Annotated in this window: 10 protein-coding genes and 1 pseudogene; 7 read left to right on the forward strand and 4 right to left on the reverse strand. The window is 63.4% G+C overall.

Annotated features, from left to right (window positions below; genetic code table 11):
- Position 1: 1 nt before the first annotated feature.
- The 3 genes from SOM10_RS04410 to SOM10_RS04420 are packed head-to-tail and all read right to left on the reverse strand — an operon-like array spanning position 2 to position 2316.
- On the reverse strand, positions 2-397 hold the full coding sequence (locus tag SOM10_RS04410) for a hypothetical protein (RefSeq protein ID WP_320488608.1): 396 nt from the start codon (positions 395-397) through the stop codon (positions 2-4).
- A 45-nt stretch (positions 398-442) separates the two neighbouring features.
- On the reverse strand, positions 443-1180 hold the full coding sequence (locus tag SOM10_RS04415; protein WP_320488610.1) for an SDR family oxidoreductase: 738 nt from the start codon (positions 1178-1180) through the stop codon (positions 443-445).
- 35 nt (positions 1181-1215) lie between these two features.
- Complete coding sequence (locus tag SOM10_RS04420; RefSeq protein WP_320488611.1) at positions 1216-2316, reverse strand: alpha/beta hydrolase; 1101 nt, start codon at positions 2314-2316, stop codon at positions 1216-1218.
- Between SOM10_RS04420 and SOM10_RS04425 the strand changes: the two genes are divergently transcribed.
- The 6 genes from SOM10_RS04425 (at position 2315) to SOM10_RS04450 (ending at position 9625) form a co-directional block, all read left to right on the forward strand.
- Positions 2315-3730, forward strand: coding sequence for an MFS transporter (locus tag SOM10_RS04425; RefSeq protein WP_320488612.1), 1416 nt, complete (start codon positions 2315-2317; stop codon positions 3728-3730). The two genes, SOM10_RS04420 and SOM10_RS04425, sit on opposite strands and share 2 nt — an antisense overlap.
- A gap of 108 nt (positions 3731-3838) precedes the next feature.
- The gene (locus SOM10_RS04430) at positions 3839-4798 is read left to right on the forward strand and encodes an alpha/beta hydrolase (protein WP_320488613.1); all 960 of its coding nucleotides are present in this window, start codon (positions 3839-3841) and stop codon (positions 4796-4798) included.
- Between the two features lie 4 nt (positions 4799-4802).
- Complete coding sequence (locus tag SOM10_RS04435; protein ID WP_320488615.1) at positions 4803-5519, forward strand: alpha/beta fold hydrolase; 717 nt, start codon at positions 4803-4805, stop codon at positions 5517-5519.
- A gap of 107 nt (positions 5520-5626) precedes the next feature.
- On the forward strand, positions 5627-6067 hold the full coding sequence (locus SOM10_RS04440; RefSeq protein WP_320488616.1) for a MerR family transcriptional regulator: 441 nt from the start codon (positions 5627-5629) through the stop codon (positions 6065-6067).
- Positions 6064-7044, forward strand: a complete 981-nt coding sequence (locus tag SOM10_RS04445; protein WP_320488618.1) for an aldo/keto reductase — start codon at positions 6064-6066, stop codon at positions 7042-7044. The genes SOM10_RS04440 and SOM10_RS04445 overlap by 4 nt, the downstream gene beginning before the upstream one ends.
- A 10-nt stretch (positions 7045-7054) precedes the next feature.
- The gene (locus tag SOM10_RS04450; RefSeq protein ID WP_320488619.1) at positions 7055-9625 is read left to right on the forward strand and encodes a helix-turn-helix transcriptional regulator; all 2571 of its coding nucleotides are present in this window, start codon (positions 7055-7057) and stop codon (positions 9623-9625) included.
- Here the strand turns inward: SOM10_RS04450 and SOM10_RS04455 are convergent.
- Positions 9572-12415, reverse strand: a complete 2844-nt coding sequence (locus tag SOM10_RS04455; RefSeq protein ID WP_320488621.1) for an AAA family ATPase — start codon at positions 12413-12415, stop codon at positions 9572-9574. The two genes, SOM10_RS04450 and SOM10_RS04455, sit on opposite strands and share 54 nt — an antisense overlap.
- A 1830-nt stretch (positions 12416-14245) precedes the next feature.
- On the opposite strand from SOM10_RS04455, the pseudogene SOM10_RS04460 reads away from it, so the two are divergent.
- Positions 14246-14437 (forward strand): annotated as a pseudogene (locus tag SOM10_RS04460) (LuxR C-terminal-related transcriptional regulator); the annotation flags it as partial.
- Between the last annotated feature and the right edge of the window lie 48 nt (positions 14438-14485).

Below are 14485 nucleotides of genomic sequence, written 5' to 3' on the forward strand. Positions count from 1 at the left end.
CTCAGCCACCGGTTTTCGACCGTCGCGCCCGGGGCGGGATGAACAGTCCGACGCCGAGCACCACCGCGACGATGAGAACGATGACCTGGCTGGTCGCGTCTGAAGCTGACATGTGGCCGAGGTGGGTGACGTGGTACGAGAAGTGCAGAACGCCGAAGACGGTCCACGCGATGCCCAGTACCCGGTAGACAGCCTGCTCGCGCCAGAAGAAACCCGCCACGCTGGCTGCTCCGAGAGCGAGGTACATCGCCCCGTGGTCCCTCACCAGGTGCTCGTTGTACGGGCCGTCTTGCGAGATCCACTCCCCGAGAACGGAAGGAAAATGGTCGTAGAACGACTGCGGGAACGCGAAGGACCAGACTCCCACAACCGCGGCGATGATCACGGTTGCGATCAAGGCGGAGTACTGAAGCGCGCCTACTTTCGAAGTCCCGTTCATCGGTCAGCTCTGTCCGCGCAGGTTGAACGAGATCTCACCGATCCGCGCGTCGCCGACCGGCACCAACCCGTCCTCCGGGAGGAAGACGCCGGAGTACAACGCCTCCGGATCCTCAACCACCGTGCGCTCGTCATCTGCGCGACGAAGCGCCTCTTCGATGAACTCGGACATCCGTGCCCGTTCCGGCCCCGCCACCTCGACGACGGTGGTGCCGGGATCGTGAACCGCGACGTCTGCGACTGTTCGTGCGACGTCGATTGCTGCCGTGGGCTGGAGAAGGATCGGGGGCACTCTCACAACACCGTCGACGGTGCTCATGTCTGCGATCCCCGGAAGGAACTCCTGGAACTGAGTGGCACGGACGATCGTGTATGGGACTCCGCCTTCAGCCACCGTGCGCTCCTGAGCGACCTTGCCGGCCAGGTACGAGGTCGCATTCATACGATCGACACCGACGATGGAGAGCACGACGTGGCGACCGACGCCGGCCATAATCTCTCCCTGAAGAATGTTGCGGCTGGTCGTCGTGAAGAACGAGACGATCTCTTCCTCGTCGAAGATCATGGCGTTCGTCACATCGACGGCGACATCTGCGCCCGCGAGCGCTGCTGCGATGCCCGTGCCCTTCAGGGCGTCCACCTCTGGAACGGCCGCGACGACAACTTCGTGACCTTCATCACGAAGCAACTCCACCACTTGCGATCCGATGCGGCCCGTGCCTCCGAAAACGACGATCTTCATTTCATGCTCCTTGCTTTGTGATTGCTCTGCGACAGTCATGGGGTTCCCTTGCCGAGTCCGGAAGGGTCGGCGACATCGCGGATGGCTTCCGCGAAGCTACGCGGGGATTCTGCCGGGAGGTTATGGCCTGCCCGCGGGACCTGACGATGCAAGCGGGGCCCGGAGAACAGGTGAGCGGTGGAACTTCCATCGGTCGCGGGGAAATTCCCGTCTGCCTGCCCGTCGAGGGTGACAGTGGGTACCGTGATCACCGGTCGTTTGCTGAGTTCCGATTCGATCTCCTCATATTGAGGATCTCCGGGAGCGAGCCCCAACCGATGCCGGTACGAATGGATGACGACGTCGACGTATGCGGCGTTCTCGAACGACTCTGCGACGAGGTCGAGGTGGTCTCGGGTGAAATGCCATTCCGGGGAGTTCCGCTTCCAGATCACCTCGGCGATCGCCTTGCGATTCTCTGATAGTCCGGCGCGTCCACGATCTGTGCTGAAGTACCAGAAGTACCACAGCCCCGCCTCGAGGTCCGGACGTATCGGCAACTGAGAAGTCGCGATGTCCTGGATGAGATACCCGTTGACCGACACGAGGCCGCGCACTCTGTCCGGCCAAAGTGCCGAGACGACGCAGGCCGCACGCGCGCCCCAGTCGTACCCGGCGAGGATCGGCTTTTCCAGCCCCAGGGCGTCCATGAACGCGAGCAGGTCGGCACCGAGCGCAGCCTGTTGGCCTGAACGAGGGCCGTCCGGTCTCAGGAACGTCGTCGGGCCGTGTCCGCGCAGGTACGGTACGAGGACCCTGAAGCCGGCTTCGACGAGCAGGGGAACGACGTCGTCGTAACTATGGATGTCGTAGGGGAAGCCGTGGAGGAGAACAACCGGCTCCGCGTCATGCCGGCCCTCATCGACGTATGCGATGGAAAGCTCTCCCGCCTGGATGCGGTTTGTCGCATTCAGCGGCGGGTTCACAAGGACGACCTCGTGCGCATGAGTGCGTTCATCGCCAGGCTCTTGATCTTCATGATTCGATCCACTTTGCAAGTGTGTTGGTCCGCTCCGATCCGGGGTTAGGTCATTCGACTCAGCCGAGTAGCTGACACGCACCGCGCACGGGCGGCGTCGGACTACCGTGATCGCCATGACCGCCACCTCCGCTGACTCAACCCCACTCTCCTCAGGACCGCTGACCTCTACTCAGCGGCTTGTTCTCTGGGTTGCAGTACTCGGTTCGTTCGTGGCCTTCCTGGATGGCACGATCGTGAATGTCGCGCTCCCATCAATCAGCGAAGAGCTCGGCGGAGGCCTGCGTACGCAGCAGTGGGTTGTGGACGCCTACCTGATCACTCTGGGCGCGCTCATACTCGTTGCTGGCTCGATCAGTGATGTCTTCGGCCGAGTCCTTGTTCTTCGCATCGGCCTTCTCGGTTTCGGGGTCGCGTCGATCGGGATCGCGCTTGCGCCGACCGCGGAGTTCCTCATCGTCGCGCGCGCTGTTCAGGGCGCAGCCGGGGCATTTCTCGTTCCGAGTTCTCTGGCGCTCATCACGTCGAACTTCTCCGGGACGGACCGCGGGAGGGCTATCGGAATCTGGACTGCGATGACCACTGCCGCCATGATCGTCGGCCCTGTCATCGGAGGCGTCTTCGTGGATCTACTCTCGTGGCGTTGGGCGTTCGTGGTCAACGTTGTTCCCATAGCTGCGACGCTTGCTCTGCTCGCGCGCGGTCGCCTGAGAGACTCCCGGCAACGAGGATCCGGAATCGACTGGATCGGCGCCACCCTTTGCACTCTCGGCCTCGGCGCATTGGTGTTCGCGCTCATCGAGCAACCTGCGCTCGGTTGGAACGCCCCCGCCATCTGGATACCACTTACGGGCGGTGCGATCTTGTTCATCGCTTTCATCGTCCGCCAGGCTCACACGCCGCAACCGATCCTTCCGCTGGACATGTTCCGAAAGCGGAACTTCACGGCCGGGAACCTGACAACGGCCTTCGTCTACGCGGGGATCTCACTCAATGGATTCGTGGTCGTTGTTCACCTGCAGCAGAACGCAGGCTTTCCGGCAACATTGGCCGGGCTTGCCAGCTTGCCGATGACTCTACTTCTCGTCTTCCTCAGCTCACGCATCGGCGTCCTCAGCGGGCGCTGGGGTCCACGAATCTTCATGACCGTCGGGCCGGCCTTCATGGGGTTCGGCGCCTTGCTTCTGCTCACCGTGGGTTCGGAGTTCTCGTACTGGTGGCAGATGCTGCCCAGCATGATCCTGACCGGATTGGGACTCGCCCTCACCGTCACGCCACTTACGTCTGCAGTCCTGGGCGCAGCCCGACCGGACCGATCCGGCATCGCATCAGCGGTCAACAACGCCGTCTCCCGCGTGGCGGGACTGATTGTCGTTGCGCTGCTCGCCCTTGTCGTCGGCGGAACGTTGGACCTCGACGGTTTTCATCGCGCTGCAATCGTCACCGCTGCACTGATGTTCGCCGGTGCAGTGACCTCGTACCTAGGTATCCGCTCCGTTCCGAGGAAGCGCAGTGGCTGGATGGAACTCTGAGCAGACTCGCCTGAGTCATTCGACTCTCTCATCCAAGACCCCGTGAGGAGCACGATCGCCTCACGCCCTCGTTTCAGAGAGTGATATTCCGACTGAAGGAGTTCTGTCATGAAACCTCATGTCCTTGAGAGTGAAGCGCAAGCCTTTGCCGACGCGACATCGAAACCTCCGTTCCTGTACGAGCTCGGTCCGGAGGGGGCACGCAAAGTTCTCGACGACGTGCAGTCGGCGCCGATCGACAAGCACGAGATCGACGAGGAATGGGTCACCGTTCTCGCGAAGGTCGGTGACGTTCGGGTGCGCCTCGTCCGCCCGAAAGGCGCGACCGGCGAACTCCCAGTCGTGCTTTACATCCATGGTGGCGGGTGGATCCTGGGCAACGCTGGAACGCACGACCGGCTCGTACGTGAGCTCGCGGTCGGGGCCCATGCTGCCGTCGCGTTCGTGGAATACGACCGCTCGCCGGAAGCTCGTTACCCCGTCGCCATCGAGCAGGCGTACGCGACGGCCCGGTGGCTCACTGCCGAGGGTCATGCGCACGGAATCGACTCCTCGCGGATGGCGATCGCGGGAGACTCCGTTGGCGGATGCATGGTGGCCGCAGTGACCATCCTCGCCAAACAGCGCGGCGAGGTCTCTTTCGTGCACCAGTCGCTGTACTACCCCGTGACGGATGCCGGACAGGACACCGCCAGCTACGCCGAGTTCGCCGACGGGCCCTTCCTCACCGCCAAGTCGATGGCGTGGTTCTGGGACGCATACGCTCCGGATCTCGAGGTCCGCAACGAGGTGACCGCATCGCCCCTGCGGGCGAGCATCGAGCAACTGAGCGGTCTGCCGGAAGCGCTGGTCATCGTCGATGAGAACGACGTGTTGCGGGACGAAGGTGAGGCGTACTCCCGCCGACTCATCGAGGCAGGCGTCCGCACGACGTCGATTCGATTCAACGGCATCATCCACGACTTCATGATGCTCAACCCGCTGCGCACAAGCGCAGCGTCCACCGCGGCCGTGGGCGTCGCCGTCCACGTACTCCGCAAAGCACTCGGCACCAACCGGAAGGACTGAAACCATGTCTCAGGAAGCAACTGTCGTACTCATCCACGGCGCCTTCGCCGAATCCGCCAGCTGGAACGACGTCATCTCGCTCCTCGCTGCTGAAGGAGTCCACGCGATCGCCGCTGCGAATCCGCTTCGCTCGGTCACCTCCGACGGCGAGTACGTGGCGGATGTCATCCGCTCGATCGATGGCCCGGTGGTGCTCGTCGGGCACTCCTACGGCGGAGTCGTCGCCACGGAGGCATCGTCGCTCGTAGACAACGTGCGCGCGCTCGTCTACGTCGCAGCCTTCGCTCCTGACACCGGCGAATCCGCGGCCGATCTCGCCGGCAAGTTCCCCGGGAGCACCCTGGGAGAATCACTGCAGCCGAACGTCCTGACGTCAGGGCAGGTGGACCTCACGATCCGCGAGGACGTCTTCCACGCACAGTTCTGTGCTGACGTGGACGATGCCACCGCGCGACTCATGGCCCAGACTCAGAGGCCGATCACCGAAACAGCGCTCAACGAACCGTTGCCCGCAGCGCAGCCCGGGTGGAAGTCCGTGCCGTCGTGGTTCATCTACGCCGGCGCTGATCGGAACATCCCCGCTGAAGCCATCGCCTTCCTCGCCGAGCGTGCGGGGGCGCGCGAGGCGACGGTGATCGATGGCGCGTCGCATGCACTCGCCGTGTCTCAGCCGGCGGCTGTGGCGAAGACGATCCTCTCGGCCTTCCACGCCACACGGTGATCTGGGGCGTGCGCCGCGCGTTATTTGTGTGCGGCGCACGCTTCACCCGACATTCGATGCGTCTCACGACTTGACCTCTACCGCACTATAGGTTTCAGGATAGGAACATGCACGCGATCACCTTGCCGACGATCGATGTCGACATCCCCGATGCCGGCTTGACGATCGGCCAGGTTGCGCGGGTGACGGGACTCAGCGTTCAAGCGCTTCGTTTTTACGAGCGCGAAGGGTTGATGCTTGACCCGACTCGCAGAGACCCCTCCGGCCATCGACGCTACGGCCGACACGACATGGAGTGGATCAATGGTCTTCTCATGCTCCGAGAGACAGGCATGTCGATCGGAGATATGCGGGTGCTTGCCGATCTCTCTCGTCGCGAAGGGTCGGAGGCGGAGAGGCTGAGGGTGCTCGAGGAGCATCGCCAGTCCGTCCTTGACGTGCTGACCCGAACCCACCGTCACCTCGCAGCGCTGCAGACGAAGATCGACGCCTACCGCGACGTGGTCGAACACCGGGCCACATTGCAGAATGAAAAGAGGATCAAATGAGGGAGTTCAATCTCGGCGACGGGCTGAGCGTATCGACGATCGGCCTGGGCGCCATGGGAATGAGCGCCTACTACGGCGCCACGGACGAAACCGAGGCGATTGCCACCTTGCACCGCGCCGTCGATCTCGGCGTCACTCTGATCGATACTGCCGAAGCCTATGGCCCCTTTGAGAACGAGAAGCTGATCGGTCGGGCGCTCGGCAACCGCCGCGACGAGATCATCATCGCAACAAAGGCATCAGCAGAGACGGACGACGATGGCACGATCCACGGTCGCAACGGCACCCCGGAATACATCCGTCGCGCATGCGAACGCTCGCTACGTCACCTGGGGATGGACGTCATCGATCTGTACTATCTCCACCGCGTCGACCCAGCGGTGCCAATCGAAGAGAGCGTCGGGGGTCTTGCTGAGTTGGTGAAAGAGGGGAAAGTTCGCCACATCGGGCTTTCCGAAGCATCAGCGCCCACTCTTCGACGCGCTCAGGCAGTGCATCCGATTGCTGCCGTGCAGTCCGAGTTCTCGCTGTTCGCGCGCGACATGCTCGTGAACGATGAGAAGGCCGTCGCCGACGAACTGGGTATCGGCGTCGTGGCTTTCTCTCCGCTCGGTCGAGGAGTTCTCACTGACGGAGTCAAGTCCTTGGACGACCTTGATCCGAGTGACGCGCGGCGTGGTCTTCCTCGCTTCCAACCGGATGCGTTCGAAGCGAACAGGCGCCTTGTCGACAAGGTCGAGTCAATTGCGCAGGGGTACGGCGCATCCGTCGCCCAGATCGCTCTCGCATGGGTGATCTCCGAGGGCGTTGTGCCGATTCCTGGTACGCGCCACCGCCGCCGACTCGAGGAGAACGTCAAGGCGGCATCCATTGTTCTGAGCGACGCTGATCGCCGGCAGCTTCGTGAGGCATTGCCGACTGCGGAGATCGTAGGGTCCCGCGACGGGATCGATGCGCCGGTCGGGACGGACCGCTGACACACGCATGATGGCACCCGAGGATGGGCTCGCTCGCTGGACGAGCGATGTTCTGAGCGCGCTCATCTCGGGAGCAGGCGGGGTCTTCACCGCTCCCCCGGGCCTGACAGATACCGGGATGCTCGTTGACGCCGCGATTGCTTCGGGTGCGATTGTTGTTCGTGCGGACGACGATTCAGACTGCCATCTCATCGCGGGCGGCAATCTTCTTCTCGCGATCAACCGGTTCCTGCCGACCCCGCTTGCCGCCGTTCCGCTTTGGCGTCTCTTGGACCATAACCAGCGTCTTTTGTCGAGGATGATCGTGGAGGCGCTCGATGATCTCGCCAGAGATCAGCCAGTGCTGATCGTCTCGCCCCGCTCGAACGAGGACCCTGTCATCGCCGAGGTGTACCGATCGCTCTCGCGACGGCAGGGCCCCCGGCACGCGGTCTGGGCAGTGATGGAGACAACGCGACTTTCGCCGACGGATGCGGCTGCGTCCGGAGCGCATGGCCGCGAGCCAGTGGCCGGGACTCACGAGCTGCCCGCCCACTCTCACGCGCTAGTTGCCCTCGCCGCCGTCGCACCGGTTGCGCTCTCGGTGGAGGTCCTCAGTGTGTTGATAGCTACCAGCGAAACCGAGGTTCGCGTCAATGTTCGCGCCGCGGTCGAGCGGGGGCTGTTGTGGAACAGAGGAGAGCTGATCCTACCTGCCAGCCGACTCACATCAGAGGAAGCCGAGCAGAGCCTTTCTCCTGCCGTCCGCATCGGTCTGCGTCGAGAGATTGTCGGGGCGTTGCGAGATCGAGGTGTACCCGCAGCGCTCCTTCTCGGAGAAGCCCTTACAGAGGGGACCAATCTCTCTCTGAGCCGCACCAGAAGCATCGACACCGGGCTACGCGAGATGGCGGTCGATGCCATGCACGAACTGAAAGACGTGAGTCCGCGTGAGGCGATTCAGTTCGGGGAGCACGCGATGTCCCTGTTCCCCGACGACGACGACCCCCGCCTGAGACCGGTAGCCGATTCCCTACTGATGCTGCTTTGGCAGACCTCGCAGACACAAAAGGCCGTGGAGGTTGTAGCGCGCGTATTCATCGGTCGAACGAATGACGAACTCGATGCACACGGCATGGTGTGGCTCGCGAGGATCGAGCCACTCGCCAAGGACGCCCTTCGTCTGGCCGAAGAAGGCCTCACACTCGCGGCCGCGGACTCGGCGACGCACATCAGGCTGCGCGCGCTTCGGATGTTCTACCTCGCCCGTCTGGGATTCGACGAGATAGTCTCCGCTGAGGCTCCCGAAGCGCTTGTGGCTGCGGCCTTCTTGGAGGACTCTGAGTCTCTGGGCCTTCTCCACCTCGCGCTATCGTCCGCCCGGATGCAGGCCTCACACTTCGATGAGGCCAGGGCCCTGGCTGGGGTTGCTGTCGCTCGGCTACGGTCCGCAGACATACCGCTCGGCTACTGGGGGATTCCGGCTCTGTGGCAGGGGCACGTGCAACATCTTCTTGGCGACTCGGCGGGAGCGCTCGCCCTTTACGACGACGTCACTGCCCGTGCGAACACCGAAGGCAAGACGGTCGTACTCCGCCCGCTCGCAGCTCTTCGGGCATCCGTCGAGATGTCGCTCGGTCGGTTGGATCACGCAACTTCTTTTCCTCTTCACCCGCAGGACTCTGACGCGCCTCGCATCGAGGACAGAATGCAGTCTGTCGCTATTCGGACCAAGCTGCATGCCGCACTATTCCGAGGAGATCGCGAGATGCTCGCAGAGGTCGACGAGCTCCTCGCCCCGCCTGCAGCGGGGAACGACGACGCCGCGGTTCGGCGCGCCACGTGGCGACTTCTCCTAGCAGAGGAGCTCGAGCAGGAGCACGCGATCACGATCGCCGCGTCAGAGTTGAGGGCCTCCCTTGAGCACGGACACGAGGTGCTGCCCTGGACTGATCCCGAGGACGACGTGTTCCTGATGCAGACCTGCGTGAACCTGAAGTACTCAGATCTGGCTGAGCGATGCCTTCGTTCAGCGAAAGAGCGTAAACGGCAAAACCCGCAAGCAGCGATCGCCCGGGCGATCGCTGCGCACGTGGAGGGGCTTATGTTCAGTCGGCCCGATCAGCTGAGGACAGCGGCTGCGTTGTGGCAACGCCTCACGCGCCCGTTGCTGGAAGCGGATGCGCTCGCTTCCGCCGGCGAGCTCTCTGAGACGCTTGCCGCACGATCGGGCGTACCTGATCTGGAGTCAGCGCACCGGTTGTACTACCGCGCCGGCGCGACCCGACGTGCGGCACGAATGAGACGACAGCTGCGCGCGAGCGGGCGCACGATCCGGCAGTCTCCGACCGGAGAGACACACGGCGGCCGCGGTCTGACCTGGATGGAGGAGGAGATCGTTGAACGCGCCGTCCTTGGGCCCTCCATGACGCGGATCGCTGCAGACCTTTTGCTCTCGCGCCACACAGTCGTGGCGCATCTGCGAAGCGTCTACATCAAACTTGGGATCAGTTCGCGCGACGAGTTACGTCAATGGCATGAGGCGGCGTCACCGCGGGGCGACGCCATGGGCCCTGACGACCTCGATCATTTGCTGTCGTGATCTCACATCGAGCTTGGCGTAGATGCGACGGAGGTGCGCGGTGACCGTATTCCTGGAGAGGTATAGGTACGCCGCGATCTCAGCCGCGGTTTCGTTTCTTACCGCGCGATCTACGATTCGCTGCTCTGCGGCCGTCAGACCGAGTGCATTCCGTGTACTGACACGGACCGGGGGGCGCTCCCCCAAATCTCTCAGTCGCCCTTCGACGCGAGCCAGCGATCGGGTAGCGTCACAAGACGACAACAGCGTGTGAGCGCGCCGCAGCGCGTCGGCCGAGGTTACGGAATCGGCGACGCTCTGTGCAACAGCGAGGTCCTCCCATGCCGCAGCCTCCGCCAGCGGGCGACTGATCTCCTTGTACACCCTGGCAGCAGACTCAAGTCGTCGCGGGTTTCCATCAATCAGTCCTACGACGTGGTCCAACACCCCGTGCGCGATCGGAGCCTCAGTGATGCGCGCGCGCTCGCGCGCCATGCTCTCGACGTTGCGCGCCCGTTCCGGCATGCCGTTCTCGAGTACCAGCCGCGTGAAGTACACGTCGTCGAGGATGTCTGACGCGCCGCCCACTGGCGGCCCGAGGATACGCGACCGGTAATGGTCTCCGCGCGTCCGCATCTCGATCGTCGTCCGATCCCCTGAGATATCCGCGAGGAGCAGCTCAGTCCACTCACCCCCGAGGCGTTGATGGGCTACCTTGTCCTCTGCGAACCGCGCGGCCGCTGGACCGAGTCTGTCCCTCACATCTGGAGTGTCGCGGTGCACAGCGATCTGCGCAAGTATCGACACTGCCCCCACATCAACCGTCCACTCGGCACCGATGTCTTCAGCGAGCTCGCGCACCGCCTCAGCTTGAATCTCCGCCTCGTCGAGTCGGCCCAGGTCCAGCAGGATGTTCGCCCGCACCAGTTGCAGATGCAGAAGTGCCAGTGCTTGCCGCCGCTCATCCGCCGCTCGGATCTCTCGGTCGATCGAAAGCAGTGCATCTAGCGGACGCCCCACGGATCTCAACAACGAGACCCTGATGAGACTCGCGAACCATGTCTCTGATCCGCCGGTGCGCTGGCCTCGTTCTTCAGCTCTGCTGATCGCCTCACGCGCGAACGCCCACTCGTGTCGGTGGAACGCCGCGATCGCTTCCACATGCTCGAACGTCGAGAGCGCAACATCGTCTTTGGCTGCCAGCACGGTTTCGCGAACCGCCGGTAGCACCAGTTCCAGCGCATCGTAGAGATAGTCGGTGGTATACGGTCGGGTGCTGAGCGCGGCCAGGCGCGCCTTCAAAACTGGAGACTTGACCGGCAACCGCAGGGCGACATCGAGGTTCTCGCGGGTTGCGCGCGGTTCATCCAGCGTTGTCAGCTGAGCAAGAGCGAGACGGGCCGCTACCTCTTCGTCAGGGTCCATATTCGCGGCGATCCCTCGACGCGCGAGCTCACGGGCCTCGGCCATTCGCCCAGCGTGCAGCATCACGGGGATCGCGTCGGCCATCGCCGCCCGCAGTCCAGCTCCCGATACATCGAGCAGCTGCAGACGCCGTTCGATGAGATCTGCAGCCAGAGATGCATCTTCATCGAGGACGATGGTCAGCGCGTCCTCGACGATCGCAAGCGCGTCGACGCGCGACGGCGCTCCTTCCTCCTCGAACTCGGTGTGCTCGACAGCGCGAAGCGCACGTTGACCCAGGGTGGTGGGGCGACCGCCGTCGTCCCTACTCAGGGCATACGCTGCACGACGCAGAAGGTTGCGCTTCCCCTCGTCCAGCTGCGCCTCCGCAGCACTCCTCACAATCTCATGCTCGAACTCGAGAGCTCCACCGGAATCATGCAGAATTCCCGATCGAAGGAGCTCTTCTACTGGCTCGAGGATCTGCCCCGCCCGCAGACCGGTAAGTGCGAGCACCTCAGTCATAGTGAACTGCAGCCCAAGGACCGACGCAGACAGGGCGAGCTGACGTGCAGGCAAGCTAAGCAGCCCGAAACGTCGCTCGACGGGGTCCGCGAAATAATCGTGCTCCCCCGCATAGTCGACCGCGAGAGAAACGACCCCCTCACTAAGCTGCGTTACGCCGGCGTCGCGTAGCTCGCGCGCATAGCTCGTCACGCGCAAAGGAAGCCCGTCGGCATGCGCTAGCAGCGTCCTGATCTCTGTGTTGGGCGCACCTCCGAGAATGTCTGCTGCCACCTCGAACACTGCATGCTCGTCCAGCCGCGGAAGCACAATGGCATCATCGAGAGCTGCGCTACCGCCACGGCTGTGAGTTGAGCGTTGCTCGAAATCTCTGGTGCGCTGAGCGACTACCCAAGCGACCGGAGAGCGTCCCAGTCGCAACGGCAGCGCACGGGCCGCAAGGCGTGTGAGCTCGTCAGCGAATTGCAGATCATCGATGACGACCAGAACCGGTTGCGCAAGTCTCTCAATCGCGGCCTCGAGTTCCTGAACCCACCAGTACCGAAGCTCGACGGACGAATCCATCTGTGTGGCGGTAGCGGTATCGATGGCCGCCACGTTCGGTGCCGAAAGCGCCTCGGCGAGCGTTGCCGCCACGCCCGCCGATGGGATTCCTCCGGCCCGCACGAGTGCCACAGGTATGGACGCCGCGCGCGCCGCGTCGCAGACAAAGTCGAGCAGCGTCGATTTACCAGCCCCGGGCTCGCCGAGCACGAGCACGTGCGCGGATTTTCCCTCGCGGAGCGCGCTCACGGCGTGCCGCAGCCGCGCGAGTTCTGTGTCCCTGCCGCGGATGCTTTTTGCCACACCATCCGAGCCAACTACGGCTTCGTCGTCGCTCATTTTTCTCTCCGTTGCTCGCTGGTGCCGCACGCATGTTAACGCGCCCGGAATACGTGTGATGTGCGGAACATCAATCTTTTCTATTTTGCTTGTATGAGCGACATACTTTCCATCGGCAGCCGCTTCCCGAAGCTGTCACCGCTCGCCGTGCGTCTTATGCTCGACCTCTACGGCTCCGAGCACCCCCTTCCGGCATCTCCGCCGGACGAGCTCATCTCCACGGCCTGGACCGGTGACATCCCGCAGCCCTCGTCTTTCGACCTTGATCAGCAGGCGGTCCGCGCTTTCCGCGATGCGAGCCCGGAAGCGCGGTCCCTCATCTTGCGTGTTGCGACGACTTCGGCTCCACACCCATCTGTGGAGACCGCGCAGGAGCAGGAAGCTGTCCAGATCGGCTTCATCCTGCGTCGGGAGGATGGCGCTCTCCATACCGCGGATTCATCGCGCCGCGTGGTCGCACTCGCCACCGCGAACCCGACGGAGGTCAGCGACGCTCTGCTCGAGGGCGCGAGTCTCACTGCCCTCGACCCTGGCGCGCACCTCGAACGAGTGGGGGCCCCGTCATGGGCGGTGGCGTGGCTGCTCGCCGCGGCGGAACAGCGATCGGAACCTATCGAGATTGCGCTGCTGGTCGCTCGAGCCGCCAACGTCGCTGCCTTTGAAGGCGACCTTGGCCTCGCCCGCCGGCTGATCGCACGGGGTGCGGCTCTCGGCGAGGGCGACGGCCTGTTGAACTGGACCGCGCCCGCCCGTGCGCTCATTCAGCTTCTTCATGAGGACGACATGCAAGCTTCGCATCGCACCCTTCATGCGACGCTGAGCAAAGTGACCGACCCAGACATCCGCAACCAATGCTTGACGGTTCTCGCGCTGCGCTGCATGGTGGACCCTCAGGAGTCTGGGTGGGGCGAGTACATCGAGACGGTCGCATCCGAGGTCAACGAAGTACATCCGACCTTGAACCGCATCGCAGCCACGATGTCAGCGGTCAACGCCCCCGATGTCGCTCGCATCTCTGACGCACAGCCAGACAGAAGACGGAGTTGGGTGGAGGTTGTTGAAAGCATCGCGGACGTCCTTGACGCATTCAAGACGATGAGGTTGGCCGGGCATGCGACCTCAGAACCGGTCGGCAGGACCTCACCCAACGCTCTTGCGGGATTGATCCGGACCACCTTCTTCTCGCACGTGCAGATCCAGTCGCAGTTCTGGACGGCGGCAGAAGAGACGGCTGCTGACGCGCTCACTCTCGCTCGTCGAATCGAAAGCAATCTCCTGGCTCTAAACGCGGAGACCATGCTGGCCGTTGTCGAAGCCTTCCGTGGCGAACGCGATCGAGCGGGTGAGCGTGTGGAACGCGTGCTCTCCGATCCAGGAATACGCCGTGCCCACCGCCTCCGCGCCGTAACTGAATCGGTGATCATTCTGCTCGAAGGGTCACGAGGGAACTACGACGTTGCCCTGGCTCTTTTACTGACGCGTCGACCAGACCACCTCAGTCTCACTGTCGGCCCCTACGGTCCGATCGAGGTCTTCGACTTTGTTGACTTCGCCACGAAGATCGACATGATCTCGGAAGCGAAGAAGCGCCTGGAAGAGTCGACGGTTTTGATGCAGACCTTCCGCTCGACTCGTGCGGACTTCGTCCTCCAGGCGTGCGAGGCGATCCTCGACAACGACTACGCCTTGGAACGTATGGAGGGGCTTCTTCTTGAGGCCGAAGGTCTGCCGTTTGTGTACGAGGCCGCTCGTCTAAGGCTCGTCTACGCAGAACGCCTTCGCCGCGTGCGACGCATCACTGAGGCGCGGCATCAGCTACTACGAGTGAGAATGGACTTCCAGAACATCGGAGCGGTGGCCTGGGTCGACCGTGTGCAGCGCGAACTGCGCACCACCACAAGGGAACCACTCGACGACGTGGTGTCCGTTCTCACGGAGCAGGAAGCGCGCGTCGCCGAGTTGGCGGCCGCCGGCTTCTCGAACAAGGAGATTGGCCGGCGATTGTTCCTGTCGCCGCGAACCGTAGCGGGGCACCTGTATCGGCTGTTCCCGAAACTAGGCGTGACGACG

Origin of the sequence: Microbacterium sp. CFBP9023 (assembly GCF_034045055.1) — a bacterium.
GTDB lineage: Bacteria > Actinomycetota > Actinomycetes > Actinomycetales > Microbacteriaceae > Microbacterium.

Coding starts and splice junctions, on each gene's coding strand:
- SOM10_RS04445 (WP_320488618.1), top strand. CDS start 6,064: ATGAGGGAGTTCAATCTCGGCGACGGGCTGAGCGTATCGACGATCGGC.
- SOM10_RS04430 (WP_320488613.1), top strand. CDS start 3,839: ATGAAACCTCATGTCCTTGAGAGTGAAGCGCAAGCCTTTGCCGACGCG.
- SOM10_RS04455 (WP_320488621.1), bottom strand. CDS start 12,415: ATGAGCGACGACGAAGCCGTAGTTGGCTCGGATGGTGTGGCAAAAAGC.
- SOM10_RS04420 (WP_320488611.1), bottom strand. CDS start 2,316: ATGGCGATCACGGTAGTCCGACGCCGCCCGTGCGCGGTGCGTGTCAGC.
- SOM10_RS04425 (WP_320488612.1), top strand. CDS start 2,315: ATGACCGCCACCTCCGCTGACTCAACCCCACTCTCCTCAGGACCGCTG.
- SOM10_RS04440 (WP_320488616.1), top strand. CDS start 5,627: ATGCACGCGATCACCTTGCCGACGATCGATGTCGACATCCCCGATGCC.
- SOM10_RS04450 (WP_320488619.1), top strand. CDS start 7,055: ATGGCACCCGAGGATGGGCTCGCTCGCTGGACGAGCGATGTTCTGAGC.
- SOM10_RS04435 (WP_320488615.1), top strand. CDS start 4,803: ATGTCTCAGGAAGCAACTGTCGTACTCATCCACGGCGCCTTCGCCGAA.
- SOM10_RS04415 (WP_320488610.1), bottom strand. CDS start 1,180: ATGAAGATCGTCGTTTTCGGAGGCACGGGCCGCATCGGATCGCAAGTG.